Below are 19,356 nucleotides of genomic sequence, written 5' to 3' on the forward strand. Positions count from 1 at the left end.
GTGCCTGCGCGCATAACTCGCTGGATGCTCAGCGTCCGGCTGCTACCGGCGCATACGATTGCGCATCCACCGTCGGCAAGAACTTTGGCGCCTGCCACGCATGCGTATGCTGCTCGAAGCCATAGGCGATCGAGATCAGCGTGGGCTCGCTCCACTTCGTACCGAAGAACACGATCCCAACCGGCAAATCGTGCGCCCATCCGGCGGGTACGGTAATCGACGGATAACCTGCCACCGCCGCCGGTTGCGAAGCGCCACCGATGGTGGGATTGCCGCTGACGACGTGATCGCCCAGCACCAGGTCCGTCAGATAGGCCGGGCCCCATGACGGCGCCAGCAGTGCGTCGAGGTGATCGGCTTGCAGCGCGGCATCGATACCCTGCGGTCCGGAAAGCTGCTTCGCTTTCGCCAGCGCATCGGTATAGGCCTTGTCGGTCAACGGCCCCTTGGCTTGCGCCTGCTCGAACAGATCCTGCCCAAACCACGGCATTTCCTGCGCCGCATGCTGGTTGTTGTAGGCGATCAGATCGGCCAGCGTTTTCACCTGCAGTTGCGGGCGGCCGGCAAGATAAGCGTTGAGGTCGTGCTTGAAGTCGTACAGCATCACGGTCATTTCCGGCTCGCCCAGCTCGGCCAGATGCGGCAGGGCGACCGGGTCGACGATGATCGCGCCCTGTGCCTTCATCGCCGCGATGGCTTCGTCGAGCACGCGATCGGCATTAGGTTCGCTGCCGGCCAGCTGGCGCACTACGCCGATGCGCTTGCCGCGCAGGCCGTTCGGATCGAGGAAGCGCGTGTAATCGGTGGCGTGCTGGTTCGCCTCGGCGGTGGCCGGATCGCGCGGATCGCTGCCGGCGATGGCACTGAGCAGAATCGCCGCATCGGTCACGTTGCGCGCCAGCGGTCCGGCGGTGTCCTGGTTGTGGCTGATGGGAATGATGCCGCTGCGGCTGACTAGCCCCAGCGTCGGCTTGATGCCGACGATGCCGTTCATCGAGGCGGGGCAAATGATCGAGCCATCGGTTTCGCTGCCCACTGCCACCGGCACCAGGCCTGCCGCCACCGCCACCGCCGAACCCGAGCTGGAGCCGCAGGGATTGCGATCCAATGCATACGGGTTGCGCGTCTGGCCGCCACGGCCGGTCCAGCCGCTGCTGGCGTGGCTGGAGCGGAAGTCGGCCCATTCGCTGAGGTTGGTCTTGCCCAGGATCACTGCGCCCGCCTGGCGCAGGCGAGCGACCAGGGGCGCATCGGCAGGTGCGGGTGCGCCGGCCAGGGCCAGCGAGCCGGCGGTGGTCAGGGTGCGGTCGCCGGTATCGATATTGTCTTTCAGCAGTACCGGAATGCCGTACAGCGGTCCATGCGAGGCGCTGCGCTTGGCATCGAGCGTGCCGGCGATTTTCGCCGCATCGGGATTGAGTTCCAGCACCGAACGCAGGGTCGGTCCAGCTTGATCAAGCCGGTGGATACGCGCGATATCGTCCTGGACCAGGCTCTTGCTGCTGAGCTTGCCGGCATCCATGCGCTGCTGCAGCTGGCCGATGCTTTGCCAGGCGACACCGCCGTCATCCTGAGTCGTTGATGCAAGGGCCGGAAAAACCGCCAGCGCAAGCGCGGCGCACAACAGCGACGGACGACGATGCATGAGAACCCCCGGATGCGGACAGCAGTGACGTGGCAGGATGCCGCAGCATAACGGCACGCTGCCTGCCGCGCGCGTGCGGCGCGCCTATACTCGCGGCATGAGGAGGACTGCCATGCCGGTTCAGCCCAGTCTTGCCACGAAGTGGATACTGTCGCTCGTACTGCTGCTGTGGGCGGCCACGGCGCTGGCCGATCAGCCGTCCATACCCGATACGCTGCAACAGCGTATCGCTGCCTGCACCAGCTGCCACGGCACGCATGGCGAAGGTTCGCCGGGCGATGGTTTCTTTCCGCGCCTGGCCGGCAAACCGGCGGCGTATCTTGCATTGCAATTGCAGAACTTCCAGCGCGGACTGCGCAAATACGCACCGATGGAATACACCGTGCGCCAGCTCAGTCCCGCATATATGCACGAGATTGCCGATTACTTCGCCGCGCAGCAGGTGCCGTACGAGCGCAAGCCGGTACCGGCGCTGGCGCCGGCGATGTTGCAGCGTGGCCAGCAACTGGTGACCTCCGGCGATCCATCGCTGCAGGTGCCGCCATGCCAGGCCTGCCATGGCAAGCAATTGACCGGCACCGAACCGTCGGTGCCGGGCCTGGTCGGCTTGCCGTATGACTACCTCAGCGCCCAGCTCGGTTCCTGGCGTACCGGCACGCGTGCATCGGCAGCGTCCGATTGCATGGCCACGATCGCCAATCGTCTTACCCCCGCCGATATCACCGCGGTGGCGGCGTGGCTGGCCAGTCATGAAGTGCCGCCGGATACGCACCCGCAGCCGGCCGGTTCGATTACGCCGCCCTTGCATTGCGGAGTGCTCGAAACGCGGGGAGGTGGTGCATGAAATCGCTGCGCCTGCTGTGGATTCCCTGCGTGCTGGCGATCGTGCTGCTGGCGGTATGGTGGTGGCTGGGGCATCGGCGTCCGGCTGCCGCGGCGAACGAAGATCCTGCTGTGGCGGCGATGCTGAAAGATCCCGCCGTGATCGCGCAGGGAAAGTATCTCGCGCTGGCCGGCGACTGCGTGTCCTGCCATACCGCTCAAGGCGGCCAGCCGTATGCCGGCGGTCGCGCGTTGCCGACGCCGTTCGGCAGCATTCCCGCGCCGAATATCACGCCCGATCCGGATACCGGTCTCGGCCGCTGGCGCTTCGACGATTTCTGGCGCGCGTTGCACACCGGCGTCGGCCACGATGGAGAACTGCTTTATCCGGCCTTTTCGTATACCGCGTTCACCAAAGTCACGCACGACGATGCACTGGCCATCTTCGCGTATCTGCAATCACTGCCGCCGGTGCGGCAGGCAAGGCAGCCGCTGGGCCTGCGTTTTCCCTACAACGTGCGCAGCGCGCTGGCGGCCTGGCGCACGGTGTATTTCAAGCCGGGTGTGTATCGCCCCGATTCCCGCCAGAGCGCTGCCTGGAATCGCGGCGCCTATCTGGTGCAGGGTCTGGGGCACTGCAACGAGTGTCATGCCGCGCGCGATCTGTGGGGTGGTGTCAGTGCACCCGCGCCGTTGTCCGGCGGCCAGATTCCCGCGCAGGACTGGTATGCCCCCGATCTTTCGACGCAGGCCAACGGCGCCCTGCACGGGTGGAGCGCGCAGGATATCGTCGACCTGCTCAAAACCGGGCAATCCGCCAAAGGCGTGGCGCTGGGGCCGATGGCCGATATCGTGGCGAACAGCACGCAGCATCTGAGCGACGATGACCTGCAGGCGATCGCCCAATATCTGCAGTCATTGCCGTCACGCCCGCAGGCAGCTGTTGCGCCGGCTGCCTTCGACAGCAAGCCGCTGGCCGATCGCGGCGAAGACATCTACACGCATCGCTGCATGGATTGCCACGGACGCAATGGCGAGGGCGTGGCCGGCGTGTATCCGCCGCTGGACGGCAATGTTTCCGTGCTCGAACCTACCGGCATCAACGCGATGCGCGCGGTATTGCTGGGCGGTTTTGCGCCGGTGACGGCGACCAATGCACGGCCGTACTCGATGCCGCCGTTCGCGCAGCAGTTGAACGATGCAGATGTGGCCGCGGTGGTGAGCTATATCCGCCAGGCCTGGAGCAATCGCGCGCCGTTGGTGTTGGAGCGCGATGTGATCAAGTATCGGCGCACGCCGACCGACTAGGTGCCGGCTTACTTGCCGGCGCGCGAGGGTATCGACGGCGCCGTGATATTCACCTGCTGCCCCTCGGCCAGCGAATCGGGCGGGCTGAGCACGATGCGGTCCTGCTCGCTGAGGCCGTCGGTCACTTCCACCGTGCTGCCGAAATCGCGGCCGAGCGTGACCGGCTGCAAGTGCACGTGCCGCGTGCCGTCGACCAGCGCCACGCGCAAGCCTTCGCTGCGGAACAGCAAGGTGTTGGCGGGCACTATGTAGTTGTGCGTGGCGGTGGCGACGGCCAGCTTCACATTGGCGTACACGCCCGGCACCAGTTCCTGTGCGCGATTGTCCACGTCGATTTCAGTGCGCAGGGTGCGGGTGGTCGCATCCAGTGCATCGGCCGTGCGCGCCACCGTGCCGGTGATCGGCTTGGCGCCATAGGTGTTCAGGCCCACTTCGGCCGGCATGCCGATCTTCACGCTGGCCGCGTAGGTCTCGGGCACATCGACGTAGACACGCAAGGTGCTGGTGTCGGCGATAACGAACAAGTTGGAGCCGGTGGAGCCGGCATCGACCAGGGCGCCCACGTCGAGATTGCGCTGCGTGATCACACCGTCGAACGGCGCGGCGATGTATTTGAAATCTTCCAGATTCTGCAGGTGCGCGACATTCGCTTCGTCCGCCTGCACGGTGGCGACGTCCGCCTTGTATTGCGCTTCGTATTGATCGCCGGTCTGGGTGGCGACCAGGCCCTGCTTGACCAGCTTTTCGTAGCGGTCGGCCGTGACCTTGGCGAAGTTCATGTTGGCGATGTCGGTGCGCATCTGCGCCTTGCCTTGCAGCAACTGGTTGTCGACATCCGGCGTATCCAGGTCGGCCAGGCGCTGGCCTTTCTTCACGCGGGCGCCGATATCCACGTACCACTTGGCGACGTAGCCGGTCGTGCGCGCATAGATCTGCGCGTCCTGCCAGGACGCGACCGTGCCGGGCAGGGTGAGCGCCTGATCCATGGGCGCGGCTTTGGGTGTCATCGTGGCCACGGTGGCGATGGCGTCACGCTGGGTCTCTTGGGTCAATTCATGGCGTGCATGCACGCGCCTGACGATACCGAAGACACCCAGGCCGACCAGGACGACACCGAGGCCGATCAGGACCAGCCGCGCGCCGTGCGAAGGCTGGCCGGGATGATGCGAAACGTTTGCGCTAGACATATTGGTGCTCTCACGCGGTTGCTGCATCGTGTTTGGCCTTGTGGCCGCGATGCATCAAGCTGAAGAAAGTGGGTACGAAAAACAGGGTGGCGGCGGTGGCCAGCAGCAGGCCGCCGATCACGGCGCGGCCCAGCGGTGCGTTCTGTTCGCCGCCTTCGCCCATGCCCAGGGCCATCGGCACCATGCCGATGATCATCGCCAGGGCGGTCATCAAGACCGGACGGAAACGCTGGAAACCGGCTTCGATCGCGGCCCGTACCGGGTCGTCGTGATGTTCCAGGCGCTCGCGCGCAAAGCTGATCACCAGGATCGAGTTGGCCGTGGCCACGCCCATGCACATGATCGCGCCCATCAGCGCCGGCACCGACAGCCGCGTGCCGGTGAGGAACAGCATCCACACCAGGCCGGCCAGGGCGGCGGGCAACGCGGCGATGATGATCATCGGATCCAGCCAGCTCTGGAAATTCACCACGATCAGCAGATACACCAGCACGATCGCGAACAGCAGTCCGCCGATCAGGCCCTTGTACGACGCCTGCATGGTCTGCACCTGGCCGCGCACGTCGATATTCACGTCGCGCGGCAGATGCTTGGAATGTTCGTCCACGATCTTCTGCACATCGCGTGCGACGCTGCCCAGGTCGGTCTTGTCGACCGAGCCGTAGATATCCATGGTGGGGCGCGTGCTGTAGTGCGTGACCACCGCCGGACCGTCGCTGCGCGCGAAGCTGGCCAGGTTTTCCAGGATCTGGTTCGACGCGCCGGCCGCGCCGGTGGTGCTGGTGATGGACAGGTTCTTCAGTTCCTGCAGTGTGTCGATGCGGTACTGCGGCGCCTGGGTGGCAACCGAGTAGCTGATGCCGGTGCGCGGGTCGACCCAGAAGGTAGGGTTGACCTGGGTAGAACCGGCCAGCGCAGTCAACAGATTGCTCGCCACGTCATTGGTGGTGAGCCCGACCAGGCTGGCGCGTGTGCGATCCACGTTGACGTTGATCTGCGGCAGGTTCTGCGCCTGCTGGATACGCAGATCCACCAGGCCCGGCACGCTGAGCAGATCGCCGTACAGCTCCTTGGCGACCTTGGCCGAGGCATTCGCATCGTGGCTGGAGACCTGCACGTCGATCGGTGCGGGAGCACCAAAGTTGAGGATCTGGCCCACGATGTCCGCCGGCAGGAACGAGAACACCACGCTGGGATATTTGTGCCGCAGCTGATTGCGCAGGTTGCGCACATAGTCGATGGTGGGATGGTGATCTTCGTTGAGCGTCACGAAGATGTCGCCGTCGGAGGTGCCCACCACGCCGGTATTGCTATAGGAAAGATTGATGCCGCTGTACGGCAGGCCCAGCGTATCGACGATGCTGTTCAATTCCGACTTCGGAATGGTTTGCCGGATCATGTCCTCGATGCCGTCGGCCAGGCGTGCGGTTTCCTCGATGCGCAGGCCGGTGGGTGCGCGGAAATGCAATTTGATCTGGCCGCCGTCCACGTACGGGAAGAAGTCGCGGCCCAGCCATGGCACCAGCAGGGCGATCGACAGCGCGCAGCTGGCGAAGAACAGCATGGCGAACAGGCCACGATGGCGCTCGGTGGTTTCCAGCGCGCCGCGATAGCCTTCACGCAGACGTTCGAAGCGGTTCTCGAAACCACGCTGGAAATGGCCGAACGGGCCCTTCGGCGGGGCGTCGTGCTCATGCTTCTTCAGCCAGAACAGCGACAGCGTCGGCACCAGCGTTCGCGACAGCACATAGGAGGCCATCATCGCGAATACCACCGCCTCGGCCAGCGGTGCGAACAGATATTTGGCTACGCCGCCGAGGAAGAAGATCGGCACGAACACGATACAGATCGACAAGGTCGACACGAAGGCGGGAATGGCGATCTGCTGCGCGCCTTCCATGATCGCGTCGTAGACCTCCTTGCCTTCTTCCAGATGCGAGTTGATGTTCTCGATCGTCACCGTGGCGTCGTCGACCAGGATGCCCACTGCCAGCGCCAGGCCGCCCAGGGTCATGATGTTGATCGTCTCGCCCAGTGCCGACAGCGCGATGATCGAGGCCAGGATGGAAAGCGGAATCGAAATGGCGATGATCAGGGTCGAGCGCCACGAGCCCAGGAACAACAGAATCATCAGGCCGGTGAGGCCGGCGGCGATCGCGCCTTCGCGGATCACGCCGGAAATCGCCGCACGCACGAACAGTGATTGGTCGGAGAGCGAGTTGATTTCAAGGTTCTGCGGCACCGCGGCGCGGATCGCCGGCAGCATGCCTTGCAGCGTGTCCACGATATCGAGGGTGGAGGCATCGCCGATTTTCAGGATCGACATCAGCACCGCGCGCTGGCCGTTCACGCGCACCACGTTGGTCTGCGGCGGCGAGCCATCGTGCACGTGCGCCACGTCGCGGATATAGGTAGTGACGCCGTTGACGGTTTTGAGCGGCGCGTTGTTGAGTTCGTCGATCTGCTCGGGACTGCCGTTCAACTTGATGCTGTATTCGGTATCGCCGATTTTCTCGGTGCCGGCCGGCAGGATCAGGTTCTGGTTGGCGATCGCCTGCACCACGCTGCTGGGCGAGAGGCCGTGCGCGAGCAGCGCCTGCGGATTGAGGTCCACCTGCACCTGGCGCTGCTTGCCGCCGTAGGGATATGGCGTAGCTGCACCGCGCACCGACGTAATGAAGGTGCGCACGATCTGGTTGGCGTCGTCGAAAATGGTGGTTTCCGACAGTTCCTTCGAGGACAGCGCGAACTGCAGCACCGGGACCGTGGATGCGTTGTAGACCAGCACCAGCGGCGGCGTCACACCTTGCGGCATCGAGCGCAGCACCGTCTGCGAGATCGCCGTGACCTGGGCCACGGCCATGTCGATCTTCACGTTCGGCTGGAAAAACACCTTCACCAGGCCCACGCCGTTGAGCGAGGTGGTCTCGGTGTGCTCGACGTCGTTCACCGTGGTAGTGAGCGATCGCTCGAAACCGGTGACGATGCGGTTGTTCATGTCCTCGGCGGGCAGGCCGGTGTAGTTCCACACCACCGAGACCACCGGAATATCGATGTTGGGGAAGATATCGGTCGGTGTGCGCAGGATCGCCAGCGGACCGAGTATCAACAACAGCAGCGCCAGAACGATAAAGGTGAGCGGCCGCTCAAGCGCAATTTTGACGATCCACATAACCGATGTTTTCCATCAGCCCTGGGGACGGAGCACCATCGCCGCAGGCTGACATAGAGGTTGCCGGGAAGATAGCAGCCTAGACAATTTTCTTGTCGGCAACCATATGCCATAGGCAATTAATTAGTTCGCATGGAATTACGCTTTTTGCCTGAAATAACGGCGTTTTATGGCAAGGCGCAGCTGTTTCAAAGCGCTTTGCCGGCTCGAAAATTCCTGCAGCCTACGGGTTGCGCCGTATCAGCGGTGCATCGAAATCATCGACACGTATTTCGCCAGCGCGATCCACGGCGCGAGGGTCCAGTGGCCGCGGGCCTGGCCGGAGGGCGACGGCAACACGAACACGGCGGTGGTGCCGAACTGCTGCGCCTGCAATCCATAGTTCGCGGGCGCGCCGAGCGCGGCGCGCGCCGCGTTCTTGCTGGTGAAGGCCAGCACCCCCGGCGCATGCCGCCTGATCTTGGCGATCAGGCCGGGCGCGTCAAAGGCATCGCCGGGCAGTTCGTCGTCATTGCCGGCATGCCGCTTGGCCAGATCGGTGAGCCCGATGCCGAATTGCGGCAACAGCGGGAATTCCGCTGGCGCCAGCAGCCGCGGCGTCAGGCCGCACTGGAACAGGGCGCGCCAGAACATGTTGCCGGGGTGGGCGTAATAGGCGCCTTCCGCGGCCGAGCGCTTGCCGGCGGCGGTGCCGCAGAACACCAGCCGCAGGCCGGGCTGCAGCACGTCGGGCAGGATCGGGGGCTGGGGCTTGCTGGGCATCGCGCGGAAGGTCAAGCGGGGACAAGGTCCGGGCACTTTACCGAACGCGTCAGTACAGCAGGAGATGTGCGATGCGCATCGACAGATTTCGCCTACAACCGCTATAAAGACCGGCATCGGGATGCCGGGCTGAGCCCCAGGCATCCCCAGACCTTCGGGGAAGTCGGTGAGCGAAGAAATTCTGATCAATATGACCCCGCGCGAGACCCGGGTCGGCGTGGTGGAGAACGGCATGCTGCAGGAATTGCATGTCGAGCGGACCTCCCGCCGCGGCTATGTCGGCAATGTGTACAAGGGGCGGGTGCAGCGGGTGATGCCCGGCATGCAGGCGGTGTTCGTGGACATCGGCCTGGAGCGGGCCGCCTTCCTGCACGCCTCCGACATCGTGCGCCCGCCGTTGCCGGAGGGCGCCGAAGTGGCGTCCGCCGGGGGCGGCAACGGCAACAGCCACGTGCCCTCGATCAGCGAGCTGGTGCACGAGGGGCAGGAAATCGTGGTGCAGGTGGTCAAGGACCCGATCGGCACCAAGGGCGCGCGGCTGTCCACCCATTTGTCGATTCCGTCGCGCTACCTGGTGCTGCTGCCGCATGCGCGCACGCTAGGCATTTCCACCCGCATTGAGGACGAGTCCGAGCGACAGCGCCTCAAGGACGTACTCACCCCCCTGCTCGGCGAGACCCCGCTGGGCTACATCGTGCGCACCAATGCCGAAGGCCAGTCGGCCGAATCGCTGGCCTTCGACGTCACCTACCTGGGCAAGGTGTGGCGCGTGGTGCAGGAGAACATCGCCAAGGCCAAAGTGGGCGAGCGCGTGTACGAGGAACTTTCACTGCCGCTGCGCGCACTACGTGATCTACTCAACGACGATATCGAGAAAGTACGCGTGGATTCGCGCGAAACCTTCGAGAAGGTGGTCAAGTTCGTGCACAAGTTCATGCCGAACCTGGACGACCGCGTAGAACATTACGCCGGCGAGCGGCCGATCTTCGACCTGTACGGCGTGGAAGACGAAATCCAGCGCGCGCTGCGCAAGGAAGTGCCGCTGAAGTCCGGCGGCTACCTGATCGTCGATCAGACCGAGGCGATGACCACCATCGATGTGAATACCGGCGGCTACCTGGGTACGCGCAACCTGGAGGAAACCGTCTACCGCACCAACCTGGAAGCCGCGCAGGCGGCTGCGCGGCAACTGCGCCTGCGCAACCTGGGCGGGATCATCATCATCGACTTCATCGACATGACCGACGAGGAACACAAGCGCCAGGTCATCCGCATGCTGGAGAAAGGGCTGAGCCGCGACCACGCCAAGACCACGGTGTATCCGATGTCGCAACTGGGCCTGGTGGAGATGACCCGCAAGCGCACTACCGAAAGCCTGGAGCGCCAGCTGTGCGAGCCGTGTCCGGCCTGCATGGGACGCGGCACGGTGAAGACCGCCGAAACCGTCACCTACGAAATTTTCCGCGAGATCACCCGCGCGGTGCGCCAGTTCAACGCGCAGAAGCTGCTGGTGATGGCCAGTCCCAAGGTAGTTGGCCGCATTCTGGAAGAAGAATCCACGGCAGTGGCGGAACTGGAGGAATTCATTTCCAAGAGCATTCGTTTTCAAGCCGAGGAGCATTACTCGCAGGAGCAGTTCGATGTCGTACTTCTTTAACCGCCTGGTCGCTTGGTGAGCGTGCGTTGGCAATCATGGCTGCAGCGTGCAGCGCGTGGAATCGGTTGGGTGCTGGGCATACTGGTCATCACGCTCGCGCTCAGCGCCGCGCTGGCGCAGGTGCTGTTGCCGATGCTGGCCAAGCACCCGCAATGGGTGGCGGCCGAACTTAGCGCCAAGTTTCATCGTGAGGTGCGTTTTGCCTCGCTGGATGGCCGCTGGGAGCCTTCGGGACCGCGCTTCGTGATGCGCGACTTTGCCGTGGCGCAAGATGGCAGCAATGCGCCGCTGCAGGTGCCGGAGGTGGATCTCAAGCTGGATTTCGGCGGCTGGCTGTTTCCCTCCAGGCATCTGTTGAACCTCGAGGCGCGCGGGCTGGAGCTCGACCTCAGCCGCGATGCGGACGGCGCCTGGCATATCAACGGCTTCGGCGTAGCCGGCGGTTCGCAGCGGCAGAATGTTTCGTTCGGCAATTTGTCGGTCGAGCTGTGGCTGGACGATCTGCGGGTGAACATCACCGACCTGCATTTGAACCAGCAATACACCTTGCTGGCCGATCAGTTGCGCATCACGCATCAAGGCAATCACGTGCGCGTCGGCGCACGCCTGCACCGGCTCGGCGCAACCGGCCAATTGCAGGCGGCAGGACGTTTCCGCGACGACGGCGCCGCCGGCCAGTTCTGGTTCGCCACCAAGAATGCGGATCTGCGCGGCATGCTGGCCGGCATCGACCTGGGCGGCTACTCGGTCGACAGCGGCAGCGGCGACCTGGCCGCGTGGCTGGACTGGCGGCGCGGCAAGGTGGTGCGCGATCTGTTCCAGTTCGATCTGCAAAACCTGGCCGTGACCAATCCGGACCAGGTGAAAGTAAGCGTGCCGGCCTGGAGCGGCCTGGCCGAACTGGCCCGCAACGACAAGGGTTATACCGTGCGCTGGGGCGGTAACGACGGCAGCGCCTTGCGCGCACAGTTCGATCAGCTGGGCACCCCGCAGGCACGGCTCGATGTGCAGGCCAGCAACCTGCAGCTTGCACCGCTGTTGCCGTGGCTAGGCCTGAAGCCGGGGCTGTCGCCCGGCGTAGCGCAGTGGCTGGCGACCGGGCAGCCGCATGGCCGCGTGCGGCAGGCGGTGGTGCATTGGACTGCGGCAGACGGTTTGCAACAGCTGGATGGCACGTTCGACAACCTGGGCATTGCCTCGGTCGGGAAATTGCCGGGCGTGGATGCGTTGCAAGGCGAAGTGCGCGGCGATGCCGAAGCCGTTTCGCTGGAGTTGCCGGCACAAGCCACCGCGATCAGCCTGCCGCATACATTTCGCCAGCCGTTCGCGATGAGTCGTTTTTCCGGCGATTTCGCCTTCTGGCGCGACGCCGATGCCACCCATATCGGCATCGCCCAGCTCGATGTCGAAGGGCAGGGTTATGGCGGCAATGCGCAGGGCGAGATCCAGTTGCCGAGTGCGGGTGGCCGTCCTTTCATGGATATCTATGCCGCAGTGACGCATGCCGATGTCACCGCCGCGAAACTGTTCTGGCCGGTCGACTCCACGCCGCCGCCGGCCGTGGCGTGGCTGGACCAGGCCTTCGTCGCCGGCACCATGGATGCCGATGTCACGCTGCGCGGCAGCCTTGCCGACTGGCCGTTTCACCATAACGAAGGCCGCTTCGAGGCACGCGCGAACCTGCACGATCTCAGCCTCAGCTACGGCAAGAGCTGGCCGGTGGCCGACCATATCCAGGCGGTCGCCAGCTTTATCGATGCCGGCCTGCTGGTGCAAGCAAGCGGCGGCGATTCGCTGGGCGTGAAAATTACCAATGCCGTGGCGCTGATTCCGCTGCTGGCGCATACCACGCTCGATCTCAACGTCAGTGGCAACGGCAATGCGCAGGATCTGCTCAACTTCGTCGCCAAGAGCCCGATCGCCAACAAACATGCCGACGTGCTGAGCAAATTGCAGCTTGGCGGTACCGGCAATTTCGATTTCCATCTGTCGCTGCCCACGCACGACATGCAGCAAAGTTTCCTGCTCGACGGCACGGCGCAATTGCAGGATGTCGACCTCAACGCACAGGCCTGGAATCTGCAGTTGAGCAAGCTCAATGGACCGGCCACCTTCGATCGGCATGGCTTCCATGCGGGCCCGCTTGTCGGCGGATTCCGCGGCGAGCCCTCGCAAGTGGACCTGGCCATTGCGCAGGCTACCGGCGATCCGAACACTGCGCTGGCCGCCACTATCAGCGGCAATTACACCGTGCAGGAATTGCTGCAGGGCTATCCGGAATTGAAATGGCTGGGCGATATCGCCAGCGGCCGCGGCCAGTTCAACATCGGCTACCAGATCGCGCATGCCAGCGATGGCGGCGCTGACTTGCAGACGCTGAGCATCGATTCGCCAATGTCCGGCGTCGCACTCAATTTTCCGGTGCCGTTGAACAAGCCGGCCGACAGCAGCCTGCCGCTGCATGCGACCGTGGGCCTGCCGACCGGCGGCAGCATGCTGCAGATTTCGCTGGGCTCGGTCATGCGCGGAAGGCTGCGTCTGCCGCTGGCCGGCCAGTCGCCGCTGGCGGCGACCTTCGCGTTCGGCGACCAGATGCCCGATACGCTGCCCACGCAAGGCCTGCGCATTCGCGGCGAGGCGCCGGAGCTGGACGTTACCGGCTGGGTCAAGCAGTCGATCGGCGGCAGCGCTGCCAATAACGGCATGAGCCTGGAAACCATCGACGTCAGCACCGCGCATGCGGAAATGTTCGGACGCGACTTCGACCAGATGCACATCACCGCAGCACCGAAGACCGACACGCTCGAACTGGATGTCGACAGCAAATCCGCCGCCGGCCATTTCAGCGTGCCGACCAAGGATCTGAACAAGCGTGGCGTCACCGCGCGCCTGCAGCGCATGTACTGGCCGAAAGAGCCCACGGCGCCGCCGAAGAAGCCGGGCGCCGCGCCGGTGCCGGTGATCGATCCGGCCAATACCGGCATCGACCCTGCCGCAATGCCGCCGCAACATATCTGGGTGCACGACCTGCGCCTGGGCGATACCCGGCTTGGCGAAGCACGCCTGGAAACCTGGCCGACCGCGACCGGCATGCATATCGACCAGCTCTCGACCCAGTCCCGCAGCGTGCAGCTCAATGCCGGCGGCGACTGGAACGGTTCGGCCAGCAACAGCAGCACGCATCTGCGGGTGGATTTCGGCTCCGACAATATCGGCGACATGCTCACCACCTTCGGTTACCAGGGGCTGTTCGAGGGCGGCAAGACCCAGGCCGAACTCAATGCCACCTGGCCGGGCGGCCCGTGGTCGTTCGAGCTGGGCAATATGGACGGCACGCTGAAAGTGGATGTCACCCACGGCAGCATTCCCAAAGCCTCGCCCGGCGTCACCGGCCGCTTCTTCGGACTGGCGTCGATCGTGGAATTTCCGCGCCGCCTGTCGCTGGATTTCGGCGACGTGTTCGGCAAGGGCTTCGGCTTCGATTCGATCACCGGCGATTTCCGGCTGAAAGACGGTAACGCGGTCACCAATAATCTGAAGGTGAAGGGGCCGGCGGCGGATATCAGCGTCAGCGGCCGCACCGGCCTGCATGCCCGCGACTACGACCAACAGGTGGTGGTGCTGCCGCACGTCGGCAGCAGCCTGCCGGTGGTCGGCGCGGTGATCGGCGGCCCGATCGGCGCGGCAGCGGGTTTTGCGGTGCAGGGTGTGCTGGGGCGCGGCCTCAGTCATGTGGCCACGCAGCGCTATCACGTTGGAGGCACCTGGGATAAACCGGTGATCACCTCGGGCGGAACCACCCCAGTGGCACCGGCCGCTGCCGGTTCAGCGCCGGCACCTGCCGCCTCGGCGCCTGCGCCTGCCGCCGCCAGTTCCGCCGCAGGGCGCTAGCAGCGCTTGTGAGGCGGCTCTTTAAGGGCCAGGATTCGCCCTTACGTTTATTCACTCAGCTTTGTCACGGTAGCCAACGCATGAATTCCCTGATCGCACAGGCCGAGCACCGCCTGCTTACGCCCGGCGGCCTCGCCACCGGCGACCTCGACCGCGTGTTTGCGCAGTTGATGGGACCGTCCATCGATGCGGCCGATCTGTATTTCCAGCATTCGCGCAGCGAGTCCTGGCTGCTGGAGGAAGGCATCGTCAAGGACGGTAGCCATGCGATCGAGCAGGGCGTGGGCGTGCGTGCGATCAGCGGCGAGAAAACCGGTTTCGCCTATTCCGACGAAATCGTGCTGCCGCAGCTGCTGGACGCCTCCAAGGCGGCGCGCGCGATCGCGCAGGGCGGCAACGGCAGCGGCAAGCCGCTGGCGGTGCACGGCGCCAAGGCGCTGTATCCGGCGATCGATCCGGTCGACAGCCTGCCCAATCCGGAAAAGATCGCCGTGCTGCGCGAAGTGGATGCGTATGCGCGCGCGCGCGATCCGCGCGTGAAGCAGGTGATCGTCAGCCTCAACGCCACCCTCGATACGGTGTTGATCGCCGCCTCCGACGGCACGCTGGCCGCCGATGTGCGCCCGCTGGTGCGCCTGAGCGTGCAGGTGATCGCCGAACACCATGGTCGCCGCGAGCAGGGTTATGCCGGTGGCGGTGGCCGCTACGGCTATCGCGAGCTGCTGGAAAACGGCCGCGCCATGGCTTTCGCCGACGAAGCGGTGCGCCAGGCACTGGTCAATCTCGATGCGGTGGATGCGCCGGCCGGCAGCATGACCGTAGTGCTCGGCCCGGGCTGGCCCGGCGTGCTGCTGCACGAAGCGATCGGCCACGGCCTGGAAGGCGATTTCAACCGCAAGGGCAGCTCCGCCTTCGCCGGCCGCATGGGCCAGCGCGTGGCGGCGCCCGGCGTCACCGTGGTGGACGACGGCACCCTGTTCGGCCGCCGCGGCTCGCTCAGCGTGGACGACGAAGGCACGCCGACCGAGTGCACCACCTTGATCGAGGACGGCATCCTCAAGGGCTACATGCAGGACAAGCTCAACGCACGCCTGATGGGCATGGCGCCCACCGGCAACGGCCGTCGCGAATCCTTCGCGCAACTGCCGATGCCGCGCATGACCAATACCTACATGCTGGCCGGCCAGCACGATCCGCAGGACATCATCCGTTCGGTGAAAAAGGGCCTGTACGCGGTGAATTTCGGTGGCGGCCAGGTCGACATCACCAACGGCAAGTTCGTGTTCTCCGCCAGTGAGGCCTATCTGATCGAAGACGGCAAGATCACCGCGCCAGTGAAGGGCGCCACCCTGGTCGGCAGTGGCCCGGACGTGCTGACGCGCGTGTCGATGATCGGCAACGACCTTGCGCTGGACGAGGGCATCGGCGTGTGTGGCAAGGATGGGCAGAGCGTGCCCGTAGGCGTGGGCCAGCCGACGCTGCGCGTGGAAAGCATGACGGTAGGCGGTACCGCTTCGTAAGCGCGGATGGGTAGGTTGGGTTAGCGCAGCGTAACCCAACCCATCTCCATCGAAGCGGCAAGTATCGTTGGGTTACGCTGCGCTAACCCAACCTACGCGCTATGCATCTTCCGCGTCGCTGCCCAACTGCTTCAGCAGCTGAAAAATCTCTCGATAAGCCCGCGGCGGCTTGTTGCCGTCGCGCTCCAGCCGCGCCTGGCGGATCAGCGAGCGCACATGCTGGCGATCGATTTCCGGATGCTGGTCGATCAGTTCCTGTAGCGCCTCATCGCTGTCCAGCAGTTTTTCGCGCAGCGCTTCCAGCCGATGCATGGCGGCGGTTTCCTTGCGCTGCTGGTCGCGATTCTCACCGAGCAGTGTCCTCACCCCATCGAAGGCCTGGTCGTCATGGCGGCGCATCACCTTGGCCAGAAAAGCCAACTGCCGCTTGCGTGCGATATGCGAGTTGATGCGGCGCAAATTGTCGAGCTCGCGCAGCACATCCTCCGGCAGTTCGGCACGGGCGAGCTTGCTTGCCGGCATTTCTGACAGCTGCGTGGCAAGCGCCAGCACGGCCAGCGCATCGCGCCGCTGTTGCGTGCGGGTGGGGCCGTAGTCGTGTTCGGGATCGTCGGTGTACGTGCGGTTCACAATGCTTACTCGGAGGAAAGGGCGCCGGGCTGGGCCTCGATCAGGGCGAAGCGCGGGATGGGTTCGCCATCCAGTTCCACGCTTTCGGCGAACATCGCCGCGGGGCGCACCCATAGCCCGAAATCGCCATACAGCGCCTGGTAGACCACCAGCTCTTCCATCGTCTCGCTGTGGCGGGCGATGCCCAGCACGCGATAGCTCTGGCCCTTGTAGTGACGATAGATACCGGTGGCTATGGACATGGGCCGCTCCTGTGGCAACCTTTGAAATTCAGCGTTGGCAATGGGTGTGGGCGGCCCTATGTCTGCGTATTGTAGCCACTAACCCCGCAGGAAACCCCTCGTGAGCAATGTTGCGATCAGCCAGGACGCCAGCCGGCGCGAACTCGACCGCTTGGCTGAACTGGCCGAGGACGTGATCCGCCGCGCACGCGCCGCCGGCGCCAGCCAGGCCGAGGTATCGGCCAGCATCGATACCGGCCTCAACGTCAACGTGCGCCTGGGCGAGGTGGAAACGGTCGAGCACACCCGCGACCGCGGCTTTGGGCTGACCGTGTATTTCGGCCAGCGCAAGGGTTCGGCCAGCACCGCGGACCTGCATGCCGATTCGATCCAGGCCACGCTGGAACAGGCCTGCGCGATCGCCCGCTACACCGAGGAAGACCCCGCCGCCGGGCTCGCCGATCCGGCGCGCATGGCCACCCAGTTTCCGGATCTGGACCTGTGGCATCCGTGGGCGATCGATACCAGCGACGCGATCCTGCTGGGCCAGCAGGTCGAAGCCGCGGGCCGCGCGCATGCGGGCATCACCAATTCCGAGGGCGCCAGCGTGCAGGCCGGCGAGAATCTGTCGGTGTATGCCAATTCGCATGGTTTCATCGGCCGCGAGCGCGGTACGCGGCATTCACTGTCGCTGTCGCTGATTGCCGGCGAGGAAGCCAGCATGCAGCGCGATTACTGGTACGACAGCGTACGCAGCGCCAACGATTTCATCAGCGCCCAGGTGTTGGGCGACAAGGCTGCGGAACGCACGCTGGCACGCGTCGGCGCCCGCCGCCTGACCACCCGGCAGAGTCCGGTGCTGTTTGCACCGGAAACCGCGCGCGGGCTGATCGGCCATCTGCTCGGCGCCGTCAGCGGCGGCGCGCTGTATCGGCGCGCCAGCTTCCTGGTCGATCACGCCGGCAAGCAGATCATGCCGGGCTGGCTGAATATCGTGGAGCGCCCGCATTTGCTGCGCGGCCAGGGCTCCGGCGCGTTCGATGCCGAGGGCGTGGCCAGCCGCGACAGCGTGCTGGTAGAGAACGGCGTGCTGGCGCGTTATGTCCTGGGCAGCTATTCCGCCCGCAAGCTGGGGCTGGAATCCACCGGCAACGCCGGCGGCATCCACAACCTGGTGGTCGAGTCGGGCAATGCGGACGGCGGCGCGGCCGATGATTTCCAGGGCATGCTCAAGCGACTGGGCACCGGCCTGCTGCTCACCGAAGTGATGGGGCAGGGCGTGAATGCGATTACCGGCGACTATTCGCGCGGCGCCGCCGGGTTCTGGGTGGAAAACGGCGAAATCGCCTATCCGGTGGAGGAAATCACCATCGCCGCCAACCTGCGCGACATGTTCACCGGCATCCGCGCCATCGGCAGCGATGTGGATCGCCGCTCGCATCTGCTCACCGGTTCGATCCTGCTCGACAACATGACCATCGCCGGCGAATAAGGGCGCCGCGGCACTTTGCAGCAAGATGTTGCGGGCCCTGCTAGGATGCCCGCAACCGGCCGCGCCGGTGCTTTGCACGACTTGAAGGGAGATGCATATGAGCGTTCCGCCCGAGTCTGCTGTACCTCCGCCGAGCAGTTCTTCGCCTGCCAGCGATATTCCTGCCCAGGAACGCACCTGGGCCATGATGGCCCACCTTTCCGCCTTGCTGGGCGCCCTGCTGAGTTCGGTGCACGGCGCGGGCTGGGCCTGTTTCCTCGGCCCGCTGGTGGTGTGGCTGATCAAGAAAGACAGCATGCCGTTCGTCGCCGACCAGGCGAAGGAAGCGCTGAATTTCAATATCAGCGTAGCCATCGCGACGCTTGCCCTGCTGCTGCTTTCCCTGCTCACCTTCGGCATCGGCTTCATCATCGCCATTCCGATGTGGGTAGTGATCGGCGTGGGCTGGCTGGTGCTCACGATCGTTGCGGGGGTGAAAGCCAATGAAGGCGTGCGTTATCGCTATCCGTTTACGCTGCGGCTGATCAAGTAGCCGCATTGATGCATACGCGCCACCCGCTGCCGACAGCGGGCCGGTCGGTTACCGCCATGCAAGGAGGAAGCTGATGAGCACGCCGTCCGATCAGATCACCCCGCCGTCCGAGCCGGTTGCATCCAGCAACGATCGCAACCTGGCCATGCTTACTCATCTTTCGGGTTTTGTGCTTTCCGTCATCGTGCCGCTGATCGTGTGGCTGCTGCACAAAGATCGTCCGGACAAGGCCTATCTCACCACCGAAGCCAAGGAAGCGCTGAATTTCCAGATCACCGTGCTGCTGGCCTGGGTGATCAGCTGGGTGCTGTTGATCATCCTGATCGGCGGCCTGCTGATGACCGTGGTGTGGCTGGCGAACCTGGTCTTCTGCATTGTCGCGGCAGTGAAGGTGAGCTCGGACGGACACTATCGCTATCCGTTTGCGCTGCGCCTGGTGAATTGAACGGCGCTGGTTCACGCCACGCCATAAACAGAAAAGCCCGTGCTAGCACGGGCTTTTCAATGCGCAGGCGGC

At 64.6% G+C, this 19,356-nt stretch carries 14 protein-coding genes; 8 read left to right on the forward strand and 6 right to left on the reverse strand.

All coding sequences use genetic code 11. From position 1 onward, the window contains the following. Positions 1–28 precede the first annotated feature (28 nt). Complete coding sequence (locus IGX34_RS14570; RefSeq protein WP_192556453.1) at positions 29–1,645, reverse strand: amidase; 1,617 nt, start codon at positions 1,643–1,645, stop codon at positions 29–31. Between the two features lie 112 nt (positions 1,646–1,757). Here IGX34_RS14570 and IGX34_RS14575 point away from each other — a divergent pair, with 112 nt between their 5' ends. Next, complete coding sequence (locus IGX34_RS14575) at positions 1,758–2,489, forward strand: c-type cytochrome (protein ID WP_225737483.1); 732 nt, start codon at positions 1,758–1,760, stop codon at positions 2,487–2,489. Further along, entirely contained in the window at positions 2,486–3,775 is a 1,290-nt protein-coding gene (locus IGX34_RS14580; protein ID WP_192556454.1) for a cytochrome c, read from the forward strand. Before IGX34_RS14575 ends, IGX34_RS14580 begins: the two co-directional genes overlap by 4 nt. 8 nt (positions 3,776–3,783) lie before the next feature. On the opposite strand, the gene IGX34_RS14585 is transcribed toward IGX34_RS14580, so the two are convergent. The 3 genes from IGX34_RS14585 to IGX34_RS14595 form a co-directional block, all read right to left on the reverse strand. After that, a complete protein-coding gene (locus IGX34_RS14585; protein WP_192556455.1) occupies positions 3,784–4,962 on the reverse strand; it encodes an efflux RND transporter periplasmic adaptor subunit in 1,179 nt (392 codons plus the stop codon). A 10-nt stretch (positions 4,963–4,972) separates the two neighbouring features. Continuing rightward, entirely contained in the window at positions 4,973–8,134 is a 3,162-nt protein-coding gene (locus tag IGX34_RS14590; RefSeq protein WP_192556456.1) for an efflux RND transporter permease subunit, read from the reverse strand. 240 nt (positions 8,135–8,374) lie between these two features. Beyond that, entirely contained in the window at positions 8,375–8,896 is a 522-nt protein-coding gene (locus tag IGX34_RS14595; RefSeq protein WP_192556457.1) for a mismatch-specific DNA-glycosylase, read from the reverse strand. Between the two features lie 166 nt (positions 8,897–9,062). Here IGX34_RS14595 and rng point away from each other — a divergent pair, with 166 nt between their 5' ends. From rng to tldD, 3 genes are all read left to right on the forward strand, one after another. After that, entirely contained in the window at positions 9,063–10,553 is a 1,491-nt protein-coding gene (gene rng / locus IGX34_RS14600) for a ribonuclease G (protein ID WP_192556458.1), read from the forward strand. A gap of 21 nt (positions 10,554–10,574) precedes the next feature. Then, positions 10,575–14,444 (forward strand): YhdP family protein, encoded by a 3,870-nt coding sequence (locus IGX34_RS14605; protein WP_486599027.1) that lies wholly within the window; start codon positions 10,575–10,577, stop codon positions 14,442–14,444. 80 nt (positions 14,445–14,524) lie between these two features. Then, complete coding sequence (gene tldD / locus IGX34_RS14610; protein WP_192556460.1) at positions 14,525–15,964, forward strand: metalloprotease TldD; 1,440 nt, start codon at positions 14,525–14,527, stop codon at positions 15,962–15,964. Positions 15,965–16,063: 99 nt separating this feature from the next. Here tldD and yjgA read toward each other — a convergent pair whose 3' ends face one another. Both yjgA and IGX34_RS14620 read right to left on the reverse strand, forming a co-directional pair. Then, the gene (gene yjgA / locus IGX34_RS14615; protein WP_338015477.1) at positions 16,064–16,594 is read right to left on the reverse strand and encodes a ribosome biogenesis factor YjgA; all 531 of its coding nucleotides are present in this window, start codon (positions 16,592–16,594) and stop codon (positions 16,064–16,066) included. A 5-nt stretch (positions 16,595–16,599) separates the two neighbouring features. Then, positions 16,600–16,836, reverse strand: coding sequence for a DUF1653 domain-containing protein (locus tag IGX34_RS14620; protein WP_192556462.1), 237 nt, complete (start codon positions 16,834–16,836; stop codon positions 16,600–16,602). A 100-nt stretch (positions 16,837–16,936) separates the two neighbouring features. On the opposite strand from IGX34_RS14620, the gene pmbA reads away from it, so the two are divergent. The 3 genes from pmbA to IGX34_RS14635 all read left to right on the forward strand — a co-directional run bounded on the left by pmbA (position 16,937) and on the right by IGX34_RS14635 (position 19,284). Then, positions 16,937–18,307, forward strand: coding sequence for a metalloprotease PmbA (gene pmbA / locus IGX34_RS14625; RefSeq protein ID WP_192556463.1), 1,371 nt, complete (start codon positions 16,937–16,939; stop codon positions 18,305–18,307). Between the two features lie 97 nt (positions 18,308–18,404). Beyond that, the gene (locus tag IGX34_RS14630) at positions 18,405–18,839 is read left to right on the forward strand and encodes a DUF4870 domain-containing protein (protein ID WP_274380831.1); all 435 of its coding nucleotides are present in this window, start codon (positions 18,405–18,407) and stop codon (positions 18,837–18,839) included. Positions 18,840–18,912: 73 nt separating this feature from the next. After that, positions 18,913–19,284, forward strand: a complete 372-nt coding sequence (locus IGX34_RS14635) for a DUF4870 domain-containing protein (RefSeq protein WP_192556464.1) — start codon at positions 18,913–18,915, stop codon at positions 19,282–19,284. Positions 19,285–19,356 lie beyond the last annotated feature (72 nt).

It is taken from the genome of Dyella acidiphila, from assembly GCF_014863405.1.
Lineage (GTDB): Bacteria > Pseudomonadota > Gammaproteobacteria > Xanthomonadales > Rhodanobacteraceae > Dyella_B > Dyella_B acidiphila.